At 66.2% G+C, this 17,023-nt stretch carries 15 protein-coding genes and 2 pseudogenes; 6 read left to right on the top strand and 11 right to left on the bottom strand.

Going from position 1 to position 17,023, the window contains the following annotated elements:
• Positions 1 to 34: 34 nt before the first annotated feature.
• Entirely contained in the window at positions 35 to 805 is a 771-nt protein-coding gene (locus tag BVC93_RS09260; RefSeq protein WP_083736905.1) for an alpha/beta fold hydrolase, read from the bottom strand.
• A gap of 3 nt (positions 806 to 808) precedes the next feature.
• The gene (locus tag BVC93_RS09255; RefSeq protein WP_442929032.1) at positions 809 to 1,717 is read right to left on the bottom strand and encodes a LysR family transcriptional regulator; all 909 of its coding nucleotides are present in this window, start codon (positions 1,715 to 1,717) and stop codon (positions 809 to 811) included.
• Positions 1,718 to 1,824: 107 nt separating this feature from the next.
• Between BVC93_RS09255 and BVC93_RS09250 the strand changes: the two genes are divergently transcribed.
• Together BVC93_RS09250 and BVC93_RS09245 are read left to right on the top strand one after the other, a co-directional pair.
• The gene (locus BVC93_RS09250; RefSeq protein ID WP_083736903.1) at positions 1,825 to 3,183 is read left to right on the top strand and encodes an MFS transporter; all 1,359 of its coding nucleotides are present in this window, start codon (positions 1,825 to 1,827) and stop codon (positions 3,181 to 3,183) included.
• Positions 3,180 to 3,926, top strand: a complete 747-nt coding sequence (locus BVC93_RS09245) for a 3-hydroxybutyrate dehydrogenase (protein WP_083736902.1) — start codon at positions 3,180 to 3,182, stop codon at positions 3,924 to 3,926. Before BVC93_RS09250 ends, BVC93_RS09245 begins: the two co-directional genes overlap by 4 nt.
• 40 nt (positions 3,927 to 3,966) lie before the next feature.
• Here BVC93_RS09245 and BVC93_RS09240 read toward each other — a convergent pair whose 3' ends face one another.
• The 5 genes and pseudogenes from BVC93_RS09240 to fadD3 all read right to left on the bottom strand — a co-directional run bounded on the left by BVC93_RS09240 (position 3,967) and on the right by fadD3 (position 9,707).
• Positions 3,967 to 5,082 (bottom strand): pyridoxal phosphate-dependent aminotransferase, encoded by a 1,116-nt coding sequence (locus BVC93_RS09240; RefSeq protein WP_083740925.1) that lies wholly within the window; start codon positions 5,080 to 5,082, stop codon positions 3,967 to 3,969.
• 46 nt (positions 5,083 to 5,128) lie between these two features.
• Positions 5,129 to 6,108, bottom strand: a pseudogene (ipdE2, locus tag BVC93_RS09235) (acyl-CoA dehydrogenase IpdE2).
• Complete coding sequence (locus tag BVC93_RS09230) at positions 6,101 to 7,060, bottom strand: acyl-CoA dehydrogenase family protein (protein ID WP_083736901.1); 960 nt, start codon at positions 7,058 to 7,060, stop codon at positions 6,101 to 6,103. The pseudogene ipdE2 and the gene BVC93_RS09230 overlap by 8 nt, the downstream one beginning before the upstream one ends.
• Positions 7,057 to 8,187 (bottom strand): acyl-CoA dehydrogenase family protein, encoded by a 1,131-nt coding sequence (locus BVC93_RS09225; RefSeq protein WP_083736900.1) that lies wholly within the window; start codon positions 8,185 to 8,187, stop codon positions 7,057 to 7,059. The genes BVC93_RS09230 and BVC93_RS09225 overlap by 4 nt, the downstream gene beginning before the upstream one ends.
• Positions 8,187 to 9,707, bottom strand: a complete 1,521-nt coding sequence (gene fadD3, locus BVC93_RS09220) for a 3-((3aS,4S,7aS)-7a-methyl-1,5-dioxo-octahydro-1H-inden-4-yl)propanoate--CoA ligase FadD3 (RefSeq protein WP_083736899.1) — start codon at positions 9,705 to 9,707, stop codon at positions 8,187 to 8,189. The genes BVC93_RS09225 and fadD3 overlap by 1 nt, the downstream gene beginning before the upstream one ends.
• Before the next feature lie 45 nt (positions 9,708 to 9,752).
• Between fadD3 and ipdE1 the strand changes: the two genes are divergently transcribed.
• From ipdE1 to fadA6, 4 genes are read left to right on the top strand one after another with little or no spacing between them, the layout of a single operon-like run.
• Positions 9,753 to 10,901 carry an acyl-CoA dehydrogenase IpdE1 gene (gene ipdE1 / locus BVC93_RS09215; RefSeq protein WP_083736898.1) on the top strand — a complete coding sequence of 383 codons (1,149 nt, stop codon included), beginning with the start codon at positions 9,753 to 9,755 and terminating at the stop codon, positions 10,899 to 10,901.
• Positions 10,898 to 11,686: a (5R,7aS)-5-hydroxy-7a-methyl-1-oxo-2,3,5,6,7,7a-hexahydro-1H-indene-carboxyl-CoA reductase gene (ipdF, locus tag BVC93_RS09210; RefSeq protein WP_083736897.1), complete on the top strand. Its 789-nt coding sequence runs from the start codon at positions 10,898 to 10,900 to the stop codon at positions 11,684 to 11,686. Before ipdE1 ends, ipdF begins: the two co-directional genes overlap by 4 nt.
• A 40-nt stretch (positions 11,687 to 11,726) precedes the next feature.
• Entirely contained in the window at positions 11,727 to 12,320 is a 594-nt protein-coding gene (kstR2, locus tag BVC93_RS09205; protein ID WP_083736896.1) for a TetR family transcriptional regulator KstR2, read from the top strand.
• Between the two features lie 10 nt (positions 12,321 to 12,330).
• Positions 12,331 to 13,479: a steroid 3-ketoacyl-CoA thiolase FadA6 gene (gene fadA6 / locus BVC93_RS09200; RefSeq protein WP_083736895.1), complete on the top strand. Its 1,149-nt coding sequence runs from the start codon at positions 12,331 to 12,333 to the stop codon at positions 13,477 to 13,479.
• A gap of 58 nt (positions 13,480 to 13,537) precedes the next feature.
• Here the strand turns inward: fadA6 and ipdC are convergent, their stop codons facing one another.
• From ipdC to echA20, 4 genes and pseudogenes are all read right to left on the bottom strand, one after another.
• The gene (ipdC, locus tag BVC93_RS09195; protein ID WP_083736894.1) at positions 13,538 to 14,611 is read right to left on the bottom strand and encodes a (3aS,4S,5R,7aS)-5-hydroxy-7a-methyl-1-oxo-octahydro-1H-indene-4-carboxyl-CoA dehydrogenase; all 1,074 of its coding nucleotides are present in this window, start codon (positions 14,609 to 14,611) and stop codon (positions 13,538 to 13,540) included.
• Entirely contained in the window at positions 14,608 to 15,351 is a 744-nt protein-coding gene (ipdB, locus tag BVC93_RS09190) for a cholesterol ring-cleaving hydrolase subunit IpdB (RefSeq protein ID WP_083736893.1), read from the bottom strand. The genes ipdC and ipdB overlap by 4 nt, the downstream gene beginning before the upstream one ends.
• Positions 15,348 to 16,225, bottom strand: a pseudogene (ipdA, locus tag BVC93_RS09185) (cholesterol ring-cleaving hydrolase subunit IpdA). Before ipdA ends, ipdB begins: the two are co-directional and overlap by 4 nt.
• Complete coding sequence (gene echA20 / locus BVC93_RS09180; protein ID WP_083736892.1) at positions 16,222 to 16,977, bottom strand: (7aS)-7a-methyl-1,5-dioxo-2,3,5,6,7,7a-hexahydro-1H-indene-carboxyl-CoA hydrolase; 756 nt, start codon at positions 16,975 to 16,977, stop codon at positions 16,222 to 16,224. Before echA20 ends, ipdA begins: the two are co-directional and overlap by 4 nt.
• Positions 16,978 to 17,023: the final 46 nt, after the last annotated feature.

Here is a 17,023-nt window from a genome sequence, read left to right as displayed (position 1 = left end):
CACCAGGCAACAGCGGCGCCCGCAACCGTTGGGCTCAGCGTGTTCCGGTGGACTCCAGGATCAGCTGCACCGCCTCTTCGGTCTGGTCCCAGTGCGGGAAGTGCCCGCAGCGGTCGAACCAGTGCAGCCGGGCGTCCGGGAACAACTCCAGTGCGCGCTGCGCCTGACTGGGGAAGGTCACCCTGTCGTTGCGGCCCCACCCGATCGTGACCTGCGCGCGCACGGATCCTCCCTGTTGTCTCGGGCCGTGCACCAGCGCTCTCAGTGCGTCGTCGATGCTCGGGGAGGCGGCGAAGTTGCGAAGTTCCTGCAACACCAGGCCCGAGCCCAGCGCCCATGGCTTCGCGGAGAACTGTGCCAACAGTGCGGTACGTCCCAACGCGGTGCGGACGAGAGCGGGCAGTAACGGCTGGATGTGGCGGACCACCGTGACGGACGGCACCACCGTCGCTCCGAAGAATCTCACCGCGGCGTCGGACCAGAATCCACCCGGGGCCAGAGCCACCACCGCACCGCCGTGGCCGCGTCTGGCCAGCTCCAAAGCCATGCGCGCGCCCATGGAGCTGCCCACCACGTCGACATCGCCCAGGTCGAGGTCGCTGATGAACTGCTCGACTGCGTCGGTCAGTGCCGCGACGGTCACCTCGCCTGGCAGCGGTGGCGTCTGTCCGAACCCGGGAAGGTCCACAGCGATGACGTCGCGTTGCCCCGTCAGCTGGGCCAGCACAGGGTCCCAGTTGTGCAGGTTGGAGATGCCGTGGATCAACAGGAGCGGCTGTCCGGTCCCCTGACGTAGGTACTTCACAGGTCACGGCATACCCAGCAGGACGTTGTGTTGCGCGTGCATCCGCTCGCGGATCGCGTTGACAAAGGCAGCGACCTCGGGTCGACGTAGCGTGTCGGCGCGGGCCACCAGCCAGTAGCTGAGCTGAATGGCCACGGTGTCGCGGAGTACCCGGACCAGGTCGTCGTGGCGATCGGCCATGAAGCACGGCAGCAGCCCGAGCCCGGCGGCCGCGCGGGTGGCCTCGACGTGGACGAACACATTGGTGGACGACACCGATTCACGCATGACCGGGGCGAAGGTGCGGGCCAGGTCCAGGTCGTCGACCTGCAGCATCGAGTCGATGAAGTACACCAGCCGGTGCTCGGCCAGATCTGTTACCGATTGCGGCGTCCCGCGGGCGGTCAGGTAGTCGCCGGCGCCGTAGAGCCCGAGGCGGTAGTCGCCGAGCGGAATCGCCTGCGCTCTGTGCACCTGCGGCTGGCCCACCACCACCTCGATGTCGAGACCCGATCGTTGTTGGGTCACCCGGCGGGTGGCGGCGACGATCTCCACCGCGATTCCGGGGTGACGACGCTGGACCGCGGCAGCTGCCGGGGCTGCTATGTATGCGCTGAAACCGTCGGTGGCCGACATCCGCACCACTCCCTCGAGCGCTCGTTCGGCGCCGTCGGGTGCCGACAGCGAGCGCAACGCGGACTCCACCGCTTCGGCCGCACCGAGGGCGTGGCGGCCCAGTTCGGTCAGCTCCCAACTTCCGCCGACCCGGGCAAGCACCCGGCCGCCGAGATCCTGCTCCAGCGCGCTGATGCGGCGGGCGACGGTGGTGTGGTTGAGCCCTAGTTCGTCGGCGGCGGTGACGTAACGGCCGGTGCGCCCGACCGCCAAGAGGATCAACAGGTCGTCGGCGCTGACTCGCTGCGTACCAGGCATATCTGCATTTTTGCAGACGTTGGCTGCGTGTTTGGTCATTGCAGTGGACGGGAACCTGCATCAATACTCGACACGATTTGTGGTGGGCATCACATGAGGGAGACAAGATGAGCCAGCCGATAACTTCGTCTGTTCCGCAAGGACTGCGGCGAGTGGTGGCGGCCTCGATGGCCGGCACGGTCGTCGAGTGGTACGAGTTCTTTCTCTACGGCACCGCCGCGACCCTGGTTTTCAGCAAGGTGTTCTTCTCCGAGACCACCAGCGAGCTCAACGCGATCTTCCTTGCATTCGCCACCTACGCCGTGGGCTTCGTTGCCCGGCCACTCGGTGGTGTGGTGTTCGGTCACTACGGCGACAAATACGGACGCAAGAAGCTGCTGCAGTTCAGCCTGGTGCTGGTGGGTGCGGCCACCTTCCTGATGGGTTGCCTGCCGACCTACGGTCAGATCGGTTACTGGGCTCCGGGCCTGCTGGTGGCACTGCGCTTTATCCAGGGTTTCGCGGTCGGCGGTGAGTGGGGCGGTGCGGTTTTGCTGGTGGCCGAACACAGCCCGGACAAGCAGCGCGGGTTCTGGGCCAGCTGGCCGCAGGCTGGTGTGCCCGCGGGCAACCTGTTGGCAACCGTGGTGCTGCTGGTCCTGACGACCACCCTCTCGGATGCCGCCTTCCTGTCCTGGGGCTGGCGCGTGGCGTTCTGGCTGTCGGCAGTGGTGGTGCTGATCGGCTACTACATCCGCACCAAGGTCACCGACGCACCCATCTTCGTCGCCGCTCAGGAAGAGGCCGAGCGCATCAAGGCGTCGTCGTTCAGCGTCATCGAGGTGCTGAAGCGTTACCCGCGTGGCGTCTTCACCGCGATGGGTCTGCGTTTCGGCGAGAACATCATGTACTACCTGGTGGTCACCTTCACCATCACCTATCTCAAGGTCCACGTGGGGGCCGACACCTCGTCCATCCTGTGGTACCTGCTGGTGGCGCACCTGGTGCACTTCGCGGTTGTGCCCTACGTCGGGCACCTGGCCGACAAGTTCGGACGCCGCCCGGTCTACATGGCCGGTGCCATCGTGGGCGCCTCGTGGGGCTTCTTCGCCTTCCCGATGATGGACAGTGGCAACTTCGCCGTGGTCACCGCGGCGGTCACCATCGGTCTGGTGTTCCACGCGCTGATGTACGCCCCGCAGCCGGCCATCATGGCCGAGATGTTCCCCACCCGGATGCGCTATTCCGGTGTGTCTCTTGGTTATCAGGTCACGTCCATCGTCGCCGGTTCGCTGGCGCCGCTGATCGCGGTGAAACTGCTGGACATCTACGGCTCCTCGGTGCCGGTCGCCATCTACTTGGCCGGCGCCTGTCTGGTGACGCTGGTGGCAGTGCTCTTCGTCCGGGAGACCAACGGACTTGACCTCAAGACTCTCGACATCGCCGATGCCGAGGAGATCAGGGATGCCCCCAGGACGCCGGCGTGAGCGAGCTTGCGGGTAGGACCGCCCTGGTCACCGGCGGCGGCAGTGGGATCGGCGCGGCCTGTGCCCGCGATCTCGCCACTCGTGGTGCCGCTGTGACCGTGGCGGACATCGACGAGTCCGCCGCCAAGGCTGTCGCCGACGAGATCGACGGGACCGCCTGGGCCGTAGACCTTCTCGACGTGGCAGAACTGGAGAACCTGCGGCTGGAGACCGACATCCTGGTCAACAATGCGGGTATCCAGAGCATCAACCCCATCCAGGACTTTGAACCCGCCAAGTTCCGGATGATCCAGACGCTGATGGTGGAAGCGCCGTTCCTGCTGGTGCGCGCCGCCCTGCCGCACATGTACGCCCAGGGATTCGGTCGGGTCATCAACATCTCGTCCGTGCACGGACTGCGCGCCTCGGAGTACAAGGTGGCTTATGTGACCGCCAAGCACGGACTCGAGGGTCTGTCGAAAGTCACTGCGCTGGAGGGTGGTTCGCATGGCGTCACCAGCAACTGTGTCAATCCCGGTTATGTGCGCACCCCGCTGGTGACCAAGCAGATCGCCGACCAGGCCCGCACGCACGGCATCGGTGAGGATGAGGTGCTGGCCAAGATCATGCTCACCGAGAGCGCCATCAAGCGGCTGGTCGAGCCGGTTGAGGTGGCGGCCCTTGTCGGTTGGCTGTCCACTCCCGCTGCGGGCATGGTCACCGGCGCGTCCTACACGATGGACGGCGGCTGGTCGGCCAGGTAACCGGGATTTCGGCGTGATATCGGTCGGTCAGCGGTCGTAATCACGCCGAAATCCACGCTCCGATCCGCCCGACCGCTTCGTCGAGATCGGCGGTGGGCCCGGCGAACGACAGCCGGACATAGGAGGTTCCGCCCACCGGGTCGAAGTCGATGCCGGGAGCGATCGCCACTCCGGTCTCTTCGAGCAGCGTGGCGCAGAAGGCCAGCGAGTCATCGGTCAGATGCGACACGTCGGCGTACACGTAGAAGGCCCCATCGGTGGGCGCCAGTTTGTCGATTCCGATGTCCCGCAAGCCGTTCAGCAGCCGGTCGCGGTTGCGGCCGTAGTGCTGCAGATGGCTGTCCGCCTCGGCGACGGCCTCCTGGGTGAACGCCGCGACGGCAGCGTGTTGCGACAGTACCGGCGGGCAGATGGTGAAGTTACCGGTCAACCGGTCCACGGCGCGCTGCAGTGACTTGGGCACCACCATCCAGCCCAACCGCCAACCTGTCATGGCGAAGTACTTCGAGAAGCTGTTGACCACCACGGCCTCGCGCGACGTCGACCACGCGCAACTGGTTTGTGGCGCACCGGGATACACCAAGCCGTGGTACACCTCGTCGCTGATCAGCCGCACCCCGGTCTCGGCGCACCAGGTGGCGATGGCGGCCAGTTCCTCCCGTGCGATCACGGTGCCCGTGGGATTGGCCGGGCTGGCGACGATCACGCCGTCCAACGGCGGGTCGACGGCAGCCAGCATCGCAGCGGTGGGCTGGAAGCGGGTATCGGGACCACACGGCAGGTCGACTACCTCGCAGCCCAGCGCGGTCAGGATGTTGCGGTAACACGGATAGCCGGGGCTGGTGACCGCCACCCGGTCACCGGCGTCGAAACAGGCCAGGAACGCCAGCAGGAAGCCACCGGAGGATCCGGTGGTCACCACCACGTCGTCGACATCAACAGAGATGTCGTGCGCCGTCGAGTAGGACTCGGCGATGGCCGTGCGAAGTTCCGGGATGCCCAGCGCCACGGTGTAGCCCAGCTGGCCGCTGTCCAGGGCGGCCATCGCCGCGGCGCGCACCGGCCCCGGTGCTCCCACACTGGGCTGGCCTGCCGACAGATTCACCAGATCACCGTGGGTGCGCTGGCGCTGCGCCGCGGCCAGCCACACGTCCATCACGTAGAACGGCGGGATGCCCGCCCGCAGCGCGGTCTTCACCGTCTCAGATTACGGGCTCGTCCACATCCAACGAGAGCACCTCATCCTCGAGCTTGCGCAGATGCTCGCGCACCGGACCCAGAAGCTGCGAAGTGCCATGCGCCCGTTTGAAATACAGCTGGATATCGTGCTCGGCCGTGATCGCGATGCCGCCATGGATCTGAACGGCGTCGGCCACCACATCGGTGAACGCCTCGCTGGCGATGACGAACGCCAGTGAGGCGGCCGACGGTGACGGATCGACCGCGTAATTCTGCACCGCCTCGTCGACGACGGCACCCGCTGTCTGCACCTTGACATACAGATCGGCCATGCGGTGTTTGAGGGCCTGGAAGCTGCCGATGGGCCTGCCGAACTGCACCCGTTCCTTGGAATACTCGACGGTGAGCTCAAGGGCGCGACCTGCGGCGGCCACAGCTTCGGCGGCCAGCAGCAGGGCCGCGACGTCGGCCAGCCCGGGATCGGGTCCCAGGGGTGCGGACTGTGTGGGCTCGACGCGTGCCAGCCGTCTGGTGGGGTCCATGGTGGTCAGCGGTTGGGCGGTGAATTCCGTCCAGCGCACCAGCTGGCCGTCTTCGACGGCGATCACGATGTCGGCTCCGACGCCGCCCACCACGAAACCGGCGTCGAACACCACCGCGCCGGTGGCCTCGCCCGCGGCCAGCATCTCCAGCGTCTCGGCGTCGGGCTCGTCGACCGACAGCAGTGCCCATTCGGCCAGCAGGGTGCCGAGCAACGGGGTGGGTACCAGGTTGCGAGCCAGCGCGGCCAAGGCCGCCGCGGCATCGCCGAGTTCGCCGCCGGCGCCCCGAGTTCCTCGGGTATCAGCAGAGCCGCGACACCTACCTGTTCACACAGCAGTCGCCAGAGCTTCTCGTCGTAACCGCTGTCCGAATCCATGGCTGCGCGGACGGCTTCCGGTGCGGCGTGCTTGTCCACCAGGTCCCGCAGGGTCTGGATGAGCAGGTCGCGTTCGTCAGACACTGATGGCCTCCAAAAGCCGTCGGCGATGCGTGGCAGGGTCACCCCATGCCGCGCGCAGTGCCTGCACCCGCAGTAACCACAGCGACAGGTCGTGCTCGGCGGTGAATCCGATGGCGCCATGTGTCTGCAGCGACGAGCGGGCCGCCAGCAACCCGGCATCGGAGGCGGCGACCTTGGCGGCGCTGACGTCGCGGGCGGTATCGGGGGATCGGTCGGCCAGTGACAGGGCCGCGCCGTACACCAATGGGCGGGCCAGTTCGAGCGCGATGTGCACGTCGGCCAGCTTGTGTTTGATCGCCTGATAGCTGCCGATCGCCCGGCCGAATTGGCTGCGCTGCTTGGCATATTCGACCGACATGTCCAGCATGGCCTGCCCTGCACCGATGAGTAACGCGGCAGTGGCCAGCGCACCGAACTCGACGGCGCGGTCGACGTCGGCGGTCCACGGGTCGCCACCAGCACTCACGTCCGACAAGGTGCGGCTCGGATCGACGCAGCGGTGCTTCTCACCGGCGGTACCGCTGCGCACCTCGGTGCCGGACCCGACCAGGATCAACCCGGCGAATTCGGTGTCGACCGCGCGCGGCTGCACCTCGGGTATGGCCACGGTGGCAATCAGCTCACCAGCCGCCAAGGCGGTGTTGCGCTCGTCGCCGGCCAGCAGAACCGGGGCCACCGCAATGGATTCGGCCACCGGGCCCGGGACGCACCAGCGGCCCAGCCGTTCCAATGCCACCACCAGGTCCACGGGGTGGGCTCCGATGCCGTCCTGCTCCTCGGGTACGGCCAGCGCGGTGACGCCGAGATCGGTGAGGGTGGCCCACACCTTGCGGGCGGGAGCGGTATCGCCGTCCGACCAGGCCCGCACCGCAGCCGGTAGGTCGGCTGCGCCCAGCGCGGCGTCGATGGACTTGGCGAAATCGCGCTGGTCTTCGTCGATCTCGAAGTTCATTTGGCCTCCCTGGGCAGACCCAGCAGTCGCTCGGCGATGATGTTGCGCTGAATCTCGTTGGTGCCGGCATAGATCGGTCCGCCGAGGGCGAAGAGATACCCGTCGGTCCACGCATCGGCCAGCTCGCCGTCCGCACCGCGCAGATCGAGCGCGGTCTGGTGGATGTCGACGTCCAGCTCAGACCAGAACACCTTGGTCACCGAGGATTCGGCGCCCAACTCGCCTCCACCGGCCACCCGGGTGACGGTGCCGAAGGTGTGCAGCCGGTAAGCCTGTGCCTTGATCCAGGCATCGGCCACCCGATCGGTGAACTCCGGCAGCGGATTCCTCTTCCACTGCGCGACCAGTCGTTCGGCAGGCGCCAGAAAACGGGCCGGGCTGCGCAGTGACATCCCACGCTCGTTGCTCGACGTGCTCATGGCGGCCTTCCAGCCCTGATGCGGTTCGCCGATCACATCCTCGTCGGGCACGAACACGTCGTCGAGGAAGATCTCGCCGAATCCGGTGTCGCCGCCCAGTTGTGCGATGGGCCGCACCGTCACTCCGGGCGCCTTCAGATCGAACATCACATAGGTCAGGCCTTTGTGCCGTTGCGCTTGTGGATCGGAGCGGAACAGTCCGAAGGCGCGCTCACCGAACACCGCGCGCGAGCTCCAGATCTTCTGCCCGTTGAGTTTCCAGCCGCCGTCGGTTCTGGTGGCCGTCGACCGCAGTGAGGCCAGATCGCTACCGGATTCCGGTTCCGACCAGGCTTGGGCCCAGATCTGTTCGCCACTGGCCATTTTCGGCAGGATCCGGTCCAGCTGCTCCTGAGTTCCGTGAGCGAACAGGGTTGGCGCCAGCATCGAGGTGCCGTTGGCGCTGGCCCGTCCAGGGGCGCCCGCACGAAAGTACTCCTCTTCGTACACCACCCACTGCAGCAACGTGGCGTCGCGGCCGCCGTACCTCTCAGGCCAGGTGATCACCGACAGCCCGGCGTCGAACAGGATCTTGTCCCAGCGTCGGTGCTGCTCGAAACCTTGTGCCGTGTCGTAGGACTCGGTGGGGAAATCGGCGGTGTGGTCGGCGAGGAAGGCACGTACCTCGGCCCGGAAATCTTCGGCGTCGTCTCCGAAATTGAGATCCATCAGGTTCTTTCTCTCAGCTGTGGCTTGACGACCTTGCCGCCGGGATTGCGCGGCAACACGTCGAGAAACTCCACCGAACGGGGCGTCTTGAAGTTGGCCAGGTGCGTTTTTGTGAAGGCGATGACAGCGTCCTCGTCCAGCACGGCGTCCGGCAAGGTGACCACGAATGCCTTGCCCACCTCGCCCAGCCGAGCATCCGGGACACCGATCACCGCGGCCTCGGCCACCCCGTCCAGACGCGCGAGCACCTGCTCGATCTCGGCGGGGTAGACGTTGAACCCGCCGCATATGTACATGTCCTTGAGGCGGTCGGTGATGCTGAGATTGCCCGCGGCGTCGACGGTTCCGATGTCGCCGGTGTGCAGCCACCCGTCGGTGTCGATGGCGGCCGCGGTGGCGGTCGGGTCGTCGAGGTAGCCCAGCATCACATTGGGGCCGCGCAACAGGACCTCGCCGGTGTCGTCGATGCGGAGCTCGAAATCGGCGATGGGTCGCCCGCATGTCGTGGCCACCGTCACCGCATCGTCGTCAGAGCGGCACATGGTGCCGAAACCGCTGGCCTCGGTCAGCCCGTACGCGGTCAGCACGATGTCGATGTCGAGTTCGGACTGCATGCGTTCGATCAGCACCACCGGCACCACCGCCGCACCGGTGACGGCAAACCGCAGCGAGGACAGGTCGTAGTCGGCGCGCCTGGGGTGATCGAGCAGGGTCTGGTAGATGGTCGGCGGGCCCGGTAGCACGGTGGCGCGGTGTTCGGCCACTGCCGCCATGGTCTTCTCGGGATCGAAGGTCTGCATCGGGATCAGCGTGGCGCCGGTCTGCAGGCAGGCCAGGATGCCGGCCTTGTACCCGAAATTGTGGAAGAACGGGTTGATGCACAGATAGCGGTCGGCGCTGGTCACCTCACCGCACGCCGCCCACGCCGCCGGTGCGGACAGTGACTGCCGGTGTGCACACAGCACACCCTTGCTGCGGCCGGTGGTGCCGGAGGTGAAGAGGATGTCGGAGATGTCGTCCGGTGTGACGGCGGCTGCGCGGGCATCGGCGGCGTCGAGGTCGGTACCGCGCCTGACGAACTCGTCCCAGGTGCCGTCGGCCTTGTCGAGTGGAATGCGCACGATGTTCTGCAGCGCGGGTAACGCAGCCAGGTCTAGGTCGGCCACCCGGTCGGAGCCCAGGAACTCGCCCATCGCGATCAGCAGGGGAACCTCGGTGCGGGCCAGGATGTCGGCGGCCTCGCCGGCGGTGTAGCGGGTGTTGAGGGGCACCACGACACCGCCGGCGTAGTGCGTCGCCAGGCATGCCACCACCCAGTGCCAGGTGTTGGGAGACCAGATGGCCACCCGGTCACCGGCTGCCAGACCGAGGTCGAGCATGGCCGCGGCGGCGCGGCGGACCTCGGTGCGCAGCTGTGCGAACGTGAATGTCTTCTCGGCGGTGACCAGCGCTTCGTGCTCGGGTAATTCGTGTGCGATCCGGTCCAACACCGCAGGCGTGGTCTGCGGGACGCTCGTCATGGACGCTCCTAACAAAGCAAGTGCTTGGTAGGTTAGCCTACAGGGATGGAGGAGGTCCAGAAGTTCCGGGCGGAGGTCCGCGAATGGTTGGCCGACAATCTGGTCGGTGAATTCGCGGCGCTGAAAGGCCTCGGCGGCCCGGGACGAGAACACGAGGCATTCGAGGAACGACGGGCGTGGAACCAGCATCTGGCCAAGGCCGGACTGACCTGTCTCGGCTGGCCGGTAGAGCACGGCGGCCGCGGGCTGTCGGTGGCTCACCGGGTGGCGTTCTACGAGGAGTACGCGCGCGCCGACGCCCCGGACAAGGTGAACCACTTCGGTGAGGAACTGCTGGGTCCCACCCTGATCGCGTTCGGCACGCCCGCGCAGCAGCAGCGTTTCCTGCCCCGCATCCTCGACGTCACCGAACTGTGGTCGCAGGGCTATTCGGAGCCCGGGGCGGGTAGTGACCTGGCCAATGTGTCCACCACCGCCGAGTTGGACGGTGACAGCTGGATCCTCAACGGCCAGAAGGTCTGGACGTCGCTGGCGCACTGGGCGCAGTGGTGCTTTGTGGTGGCGCGCACCGAGAAGGGCTCCAAACGTCATGCCGGGCTGTCGTATCTATTGGTTCCGTTGGATCAACCGGGTGTCGAGATCCGGCCCATCGTCCAGCTCACCGGCGACTCCGAGTTCAACGAGGTGTTCTTCACCGGTGCCCGTACCGATGCCGATCTGGTGGTGGGGGAGCCCGGTGACGGTTGGCGGGTTGCGATGGGCACCCTGACGTTCGAGCGTGGCGTATCCACCCTGGGTCAGCAGATCCGTTACGCACGTGAGCTTTCCGGCATCGTCGACCTGGCGCAACGCAATGGTTCCGTCGACGACCCGGTGATCCGGGAGCGTCTCACCCGCGCGTGGGTGGGACTGCGGGCCATGCGGTCCTACGCGCTGGCCACCATGGATGTCGAGAAGCCGGGTCAGGACAACATCTCGAAGTTGTTGTGGGCCAACTGGCATCGCGGCCTTGGTGAGCTGGCCATGGACGTGATGGGCAAGTCGTCGCTCACCCTCGACGGCGGTGATTTCGATGAATGGCAACGGCTGTACTTGTTCTCGCGCGCGGACACCATCTATGGCGGGTCCAACGAGATCCAGCGCAACATCATCGCCGAGCGGGTGCTCGGACTTCCTCGAGAGGTGAAGGGATGACTCTGGCGGACGTACCCGAGGAGATCGACGGCCACGGACTGCTGCGCGGCAAGGTCGTTCTGGTGACCGCGGCTGCAGGCACGGGCATCGGGTCGGCCACCGCCCGACGCGCTCTGCTCGAGGGCGCGGACGTGGTGGTCTCCGACTATCACGAACGGCGGCTCGGTGAGACCCGGGACCAGCTGGCTGCGTTGGGACTGGGCACGGTCGAGGCGGTGGTGTGTGATGTGACCTCGACGGCCGCCGTCGACGCGCTGATCGCGGAGACGGTTGCCAAAGCCGGACGGTTGGACGTCCTGGTGAACAACGCCGGCCTGGGCGGGCAGACGCCGGTGGTCGACATGACCGACGACGAGTGGGACCGCGTCCTCAACGTCACACTCACCTCGGTCATGCGGGCCACCAGGGCCGCGTTGCGCTACTTCCGCGATGCCGGCCACGGCGGAGTGATCGTCAACAACGCCAGTGTGCTCGGTTGGCGTGCCCAGCATTCTCAGGCCCACTACGCCGCGGCCAAGGCCGGAGTGATGGCGCTGACCCGCTGCAGCGCCATCGAGGCCGTTGAGTTCGGTGTGCGCATCAACGCAGTCTCGCCGAGCATCGCCCGGCACAAGTTCCTGGAAAAGACCAGTTCGTCGGATCTGCTGGACCGGCTGTCCTCGGACGAGGCGTTCGGCCGGGCCGCCGAGCCGTGGGAGGTGGCCGCTACCATTGCCTTCCTGGCCAGCGAGTACTCCAGTTACCTCACCGGCGAGGTGATCTCGGTGTCGAGTCAACGAGCGTGACCAGTTCGCCAAGCAAGTGCTTGGTTGGTACTCTGGGCTGATGGACAGCGCCGCGCCGACCCGCCGTGACGAGCTGCTTGCGCTCGCCGCGACGATGATGGCCGAACGTGGTCTGCGTGCCACCACCGTTCGTGACATCGCCGACGCCGCGGGGATTCTCTCGGGAAGTCTCTATCACCATTTCAAGTCCAAAGAAGAAATGGTCGACGAGGTGTTACGCAACTTCCTGAACTGGTTGTTCGAGCGGTACCAACACATCATCGACACCGAACCCAATCCCCTCGAGCGGCTCAAAGGGCTGTTCATGGCGTCGTTCGAGGCCATCGAGCATCACCACGCCCAGGTGGTGATCTATCAGGACGAGGCCAAGCGGCTGTCCGGGCAACCCCGGTTCGCCTACCTCGAGGCGCGTAACCGTGAGCAGCGCAAGATGTGGGTGGACGTGCTCAACCAGGGCATCGAGGAGGGCTACTTCCGCCCGGATATCGATGTCGACCTCGTGTACCGATTCATTCGCGACACCACCTGGGTCTCCGTGCGCTGGTACCAGCCCAATCGTGGCCTTACCGCAGAACAGGTTGGCGCACAGTATCTTTCGATCGTTCTCGGTGGAATAGCCGCCGACAAACACTAGAGGAGTCCCCATGCCAGAGGCGTACGTCGTCGAAGCCGTGCGTACCGCGGTCGGCAAGCGCAACGGATCGCTGGCCGGCCTGCATCCAGTCGACCTGGGCGCAGCCGGTTGGCGCGGCCTGTTCGACCGCGTGGACGTCGACCCCGGCGCCGTCGACGACGTGATTGCCGGTTGTGTCGACGCCATCGGTGCCCAGGCGGGCAACATCGGGCGACTCTCCTGGCTGGCCGCGGGGTACCCGGAGGAAGTTCCCGGCGTCACTGTCGACCGCCAGTGCGGATCCAGCCAGCAGGCCATTTCCTTTGGTGCACAGGCGATCATGGCGGGCACCGCTGATCTGATCGTCGCCGGCGGTATGCAGAACATGAGCCAGATCCCCATTTCGTCGGCCATGACCGCAGGCGAGCAGTACGGCTTCACCTCACCCACCAACGAATCGAAGAGTTGGCTGCACCGCTACGGCGATCAGGAGATCTCGCAGTTCCGTGGCGCGGAGATGATCGCCGAGCGCTGGAATCTCTCCCGCGAGGATATGGAGGAGTTCGCCCTCTCCAGCCATCAGCGGGCGCTGGCCGCCATCCGCGGTGGACACTTCGTCAACGAGATCATCCCGATCGACGGCTTCAGCGTCGACGAAGGCCCTCGCGAGACGTCGCTGGAGAAGATGGCCGGGCTGAAGACCTTGGTCGACGGTGGCCGGCTGACGGCGGCGCTGGCCAGCCAGATCTCCGATGGCGCCTCGGCGGTACTGCTGGCTTCGGAGCAGGCGGTCAAGGACCACAACCTCACGCCGCGGGCGCGGATACACCACATCAGCGCGCGCGGTGCCGATCCGGTCCTGATGCTCACCGGTCCCATCCCGGCCACCAGGTACGCCCTGGAGAAGACCGGCCTGACCATCGAGGACATCGACACCGTCGAGATCAACGAGGCCTTCGCGTCCGTGGTGCTGTCCTGGATCAAGGAAACCAAGATCGACCCTGCCAAGGTCAATCCCAACGGCGGTGCCATCGCTCTCGGTCACCCGTTGGGCGCCACCGGCGCCAAGCTGTTCGCCACGATGTTGAACACCCTGGAGCGCACCGGCGGTCGCTACGGCCTGCAGACGATGTGCGAGGGCGGTGGCACGGCGAACGTCACCATCATCGAACGCTTGTAGAGAGCAGCGGGCGAGGACACCGCGGAGCCGCTTGGCGCTCTGCGGTGGTCCTTCCCGATCAGTTGATGATGTGACCGGCCGCCGACTGCAGGTGCTTGACCGCATCCCGGACGATCTCGTCGATCAACTCGGCACAGGACGGTAGGTCGTCCAGGATGCCGGCCACCTGACCCGAGGCCAGTACCCCGGCCTCGGTGTTCCCCTCGACCAGGCCGGCCTTCAGCAGCATCGGGGTGTTGGCGGCCATGACCACTTGCGACCAGGTGAGATCCTTGCCGTGCCGCATGGCGAGGCCGTCGGTGACCATGGACTTCCACGTCATGCCCGACATCTTCTTGAACTTGCCTGCGTTGCGGATCGCGGCGGAGAATCCCCGCACGCGTGAGCCACTCTCCAGCTTCTCCACCAGTCCGGTCCGCAGCACCCGGTGCGGCATGCCGTCGACGCGGGTGGACACCACGGTGCCGTCCAGGGCAGAAGACAGGTAGCGCTGCTTCACCGCGTCGGGAACAGTGGAGTCGGAGGTGAGCAGGAAGCGGGTCCCCATGGCAACCCCCGCGGCCCCGTAGGACAACGCGGCGGCCAGGCCGCGGCCGTCGAAAAAGCCTCCTGCGGCAACCACGGGCATTCCGGTGCCGGCCACGGCGTCGAGCACCGACGGCAACAGCAGCGTCGTTGCGATGGGACCGGTGTGACCGCCACCTTCGCCACCTTGCACGATCACCGCGTCGGCGCCCCAGCCCGCGACCTTTTTGGCGTGCTTGGCCAGGCCGACCGATGGGATCACCACCACGCCGGCTTCTTTGAGCTTGGTGATCAGGTCCGGTTTGGGGGCCAGCGCGAAGGAGGCGACCTTGACGCCTTCGCGAATCAGCAGGTCCACGCGGTCGTTCGCGTCACCCGCGTCAGCGCGGATGTTGATGCCGAACGGTTTGTCACATACCGCTTTGACCTTCGTGACGGCGGTCTGCAGTTCCTGCAGCGTCATGGTTGCCGAGGCCAGGATGCCCAGTCCGCCGGCATTGGACGTGGCCGCCACCAGACGCGCGCCGGCCACCCAGCCCATACCGGTCTGCACCACGGGATGTTCGATGCCCACCAATTCGGTGAGTGGGGTGACCAGCTTGCTCACGCGCGAATCTCCCTGTCGCGCAGAGATTTCGGATCGATGGTGTTGATCAGCTCGATCTCCTGGTGGGTGGGTGTCCTGGTGGTCTCGGCGGTGTGTAGCCCGTGCACCTCGAAACCGGTGTTCTCGGCGACCTGCGCCGCCTCCACTCCGGGGTGAAGCGACACTGCCCGCATCTGATGGTCGGGACCGTTGAAGTCGAACACCCCCAGGTTGGTCACCACCCGGTAGACGTTGACGAAGCGGTAGGCCGGATTGTTGGAATCAACTTTGTCCCAGCCGATTCCGGAAACGATGTCCACCGGACCGAACACCCGCGCGGTGTGGTTTCCCACCCAGTAGCTGGTGGTGTGGTTGATGCTGTTACCCGGCGCCCCGCGGACTCCGAACATCTGCCGTTTGGGGTGCTGCAGCGGCCCGAACGCCGAGAGGTTCTGGTTGCCGTAGCGGTCGATCTGGTTGGCGCCCATCACCACGTGGCGCCGGCCCCATGCCAGGGTCTCGAAGACGCGGCCGAACGGCATCCAACCCTCGATGGCACCGGCGGCGCCCATCGCCGGTGTGTCCGCGAGTATCCGGGCTTCGCCGTCGGTCAGCAGGATGTCGGGAGCAAAGCTCAGGCGAGCGAGCCGAGCGCCGATCGAGACCATGTTCGCCATCGGGCTCACCATGATCTCGCCGGCGTCGCGGAACAGTTCGGCGCAGGCGACGGCGCAGATCTCCGCGCGGGTGGGGTCGCTCATGCCTGGGCCTCCTTGAACGCGCGCACCGCGGCCTGGTAGTCGTCTTCGCTGCCGGACAGATATGTCGAGACGAACTGTTGCCAGCTGTCCTGGCTGCCCGCGGCTTCGGCGTAGTGCCGCTGGAATTTCTCGTCACGGCGGTAGTCCGGTTCGGCGGTGGTGAAGTGCGCACCCCGGGTGCCTGCACCACCGCGTCGACCATCATTCGGTTGACCAGCAGTGCCTGCGGCGGAACGGCTTTCACCAGCTCATCGGTGGACACCAGCTTCTCGACACTCATCAGCCGCTTCTGCGCCGCCATCAGGTACAGGTCGTCGAAGTACGGATCTATGCCGGTATACGCCGCATTACCGTGCACGTCACCGAGATTGAGATGGGTCAGCGCCACATCGAGGTTCAGCGCGGGCATGGCGATCAGTTCCTCGAACCCGTCGCCCGTCTTGTACGGTGAGCGCACCGTCTTGAGCTCGTCTCCCCAGAACGCGCGCACGTCGCTGCCCAGTCCGGCCCGGATAGGCAGGAACGGCAGGCGTTGTGCGGCCGCTTGCAGACCGCAGCGCAACATGCCCTCGTCCATCTCGCGAGCTTCGATGGCTCCGGTGGTTCGGGCCTTGGCGAACCAGGGGTCGTAGAACGGCGGCGAGTCCAGTGAGACGAAGCCGTAGTAGACCCGCTTGACCTTGCCTGCGGCACAGAGCAATCCGATGTCGGGCCCGCCGTAGGTGACAACCGTGAGGTCGGTGACATCAGTGCGCAGCAGTGCCCGCACCAAGGCCATGGGTTTGCGCCGTGATCCCCAGCCGCCGATGCCGATGGTCATCCCACTCTCGACGGCCGAGACCGCCTCGTCGAGCGAGGTTGTCTTGTCGGTCATTTCGCCCCTTTGTCGGTCCCGGCGAAGGCGTCCCGGTGTTCGTCGGAGACCCCGGCCAGGTTGAGTTCGAACGTGAAGCCCTGTTCCATGCGGTACCGCGCGTTGACCGGCTGGACGTCGATGAAGTTCAGCGCCTCCTTGGCGGCGCGGATCACCCGGGTGTCCTTGGCGGCGATGTCGCGGGCGACGCGCAGCGCGGCTTCGTCGAGTTCGGCGCGCGGCACCACCTCGTGTACGGACCCGAAGTGGTGCAGGGTGTCAGCTCCCACGGTGGCGGCGGTGAAGAACAGCCGTCGCATCAGGTGCTGGGGGACCAGGCGCGACAGATGCGTCGCCGCACCGAGGGCACCCCGCTCCACTTCGGGTAGTCCAAATTTTGCGTCATCGGAGGCGACGATGACGTCGGCGTTGCCGACGAGGCCGATCCCGCCGCCGACGCAGAACCCGTTGACTGCGGCCACCACCGGCACTGCGCATTCGTAGACCGAGCGAAACGCTTCGAAGCAGCCGCGATTGGCGTCGATCAGAGCGGTGAAGCCGGCGGTGTTCTGCATTTCCTTGATGTCGACGCCGGCGTTGAAGCCCCGTCCTTCGGCCCGAAGTATGACCACGTGCGTATCGGGGTCGCGTCCGGCGGCGGTGATGGTGTCCGCGAGTTCGAACCAGCCGCGTGACGGGATGGCGTTGACCGGCGGGTAGTCGACGGTGACCGAGACGATGCCCGGCTCCACGGTCTTGGAAGAAATCGGCATACAAGACTCCTGCGATACCTAAGCAAGCACTTGCTTGGTACGCTAG

This window comes from Mycobacterium sp. MS1601 (genome assembly GCF_001984215.1).
GTDB lineage: Bacteria > Actinomycetota > Actinomycetes > Mycobacteriales > Mycobacteriaceae > Mycobacterium.
Note: the sequence above shows the minus strand (reverse complement) of the source record. Positions and strands in the feature narration are given on the sequence as shown.

Bases quoted from the DNA above. Each gene is read 5' to 3' on its own strand.
- BVC93_RS09255 (WP_442929032.1), bottom strand. From the start codon at position 1,717: ATGCCTGGTACGCAGCGAGTCAGCGCCGACGACCTGTTGATCCTCTTG.
- BVC93_RS09250 (WP_083736903.1), top strand. From the start codon at position 1,825: ATGAGCCAGCCGATAACTTCGTCTGTTCCGCAAGGACTGCGGCGAGTG.
- BVC93_RS09240 (WP_083740925.1), bottom strand. From the start codon at position 5,082: ATGGACGTGTGGCTGGCCGCGGCGCAGCGCCAGCGCACCCACGGTGAT.
- BVC93_RS09230 (WP_083736901.1), bottom strand. From the start codon at position 7,060: ATGAACTTCGAGATCGACGAAGACCAGCGCGATTTCGCCAAGTCCATC.
- BVC93_RS09225 (WP_083736900.1), bottom strand. From the start codon at position 8,187: ATGGATCTCAATTTCGGAGACGACGCCGAAGATTTCCGGGCCGAGGTA.
- fadD3 (WP_083736899.1), bottom strand. From the start codon at position 9,707: ATGACGAGCGTCCCGCAGACCACGCCTGCGGTGTTGGACCGGATCGCA.
- ipdE1 (WP_083736898.1), top strand. From the start codon at position 9,753: ATGGAGGAGGTCCAGAAGTTCCGGGCGGAGGTCCGCGAATGGTTGGCC.
- ipdF (WP_083736897.1), top strand. From the start codon at position 10,898: ATGACTCTGGCGGACGTACCCGAGGAGATCGACGGCCACGGACTGCTG.
- kstR2 (WP_083736896.1), top strand. From the start codon at position 11,727: ATGGACAGCGCCGCGCCGACCCGCCGTGACGAGCTGCTTGCGCTCGCC.
- fadA6 (WP_083736895.1), top strand. From the start codon at position 12,331: ATGCCAGAGGCGTACGTCGTCGAAGCCGTGCGTACCGCGGTCGGCAAG.
- ipdB (WP_083736893.1), bottom strand. From the start codon at position 15,351: ATGAGCGACCCCACCCGCGCGGAGATCTGCGCCGTCGCCTGCGCCGAA.
- echA20 (WP_083736892.1), bottom strand. From the start codon at position 16,977: ATGCCGATTTCTTCCAAGACCGTGGAGCCGGGCATCGTCTCGGTCACC.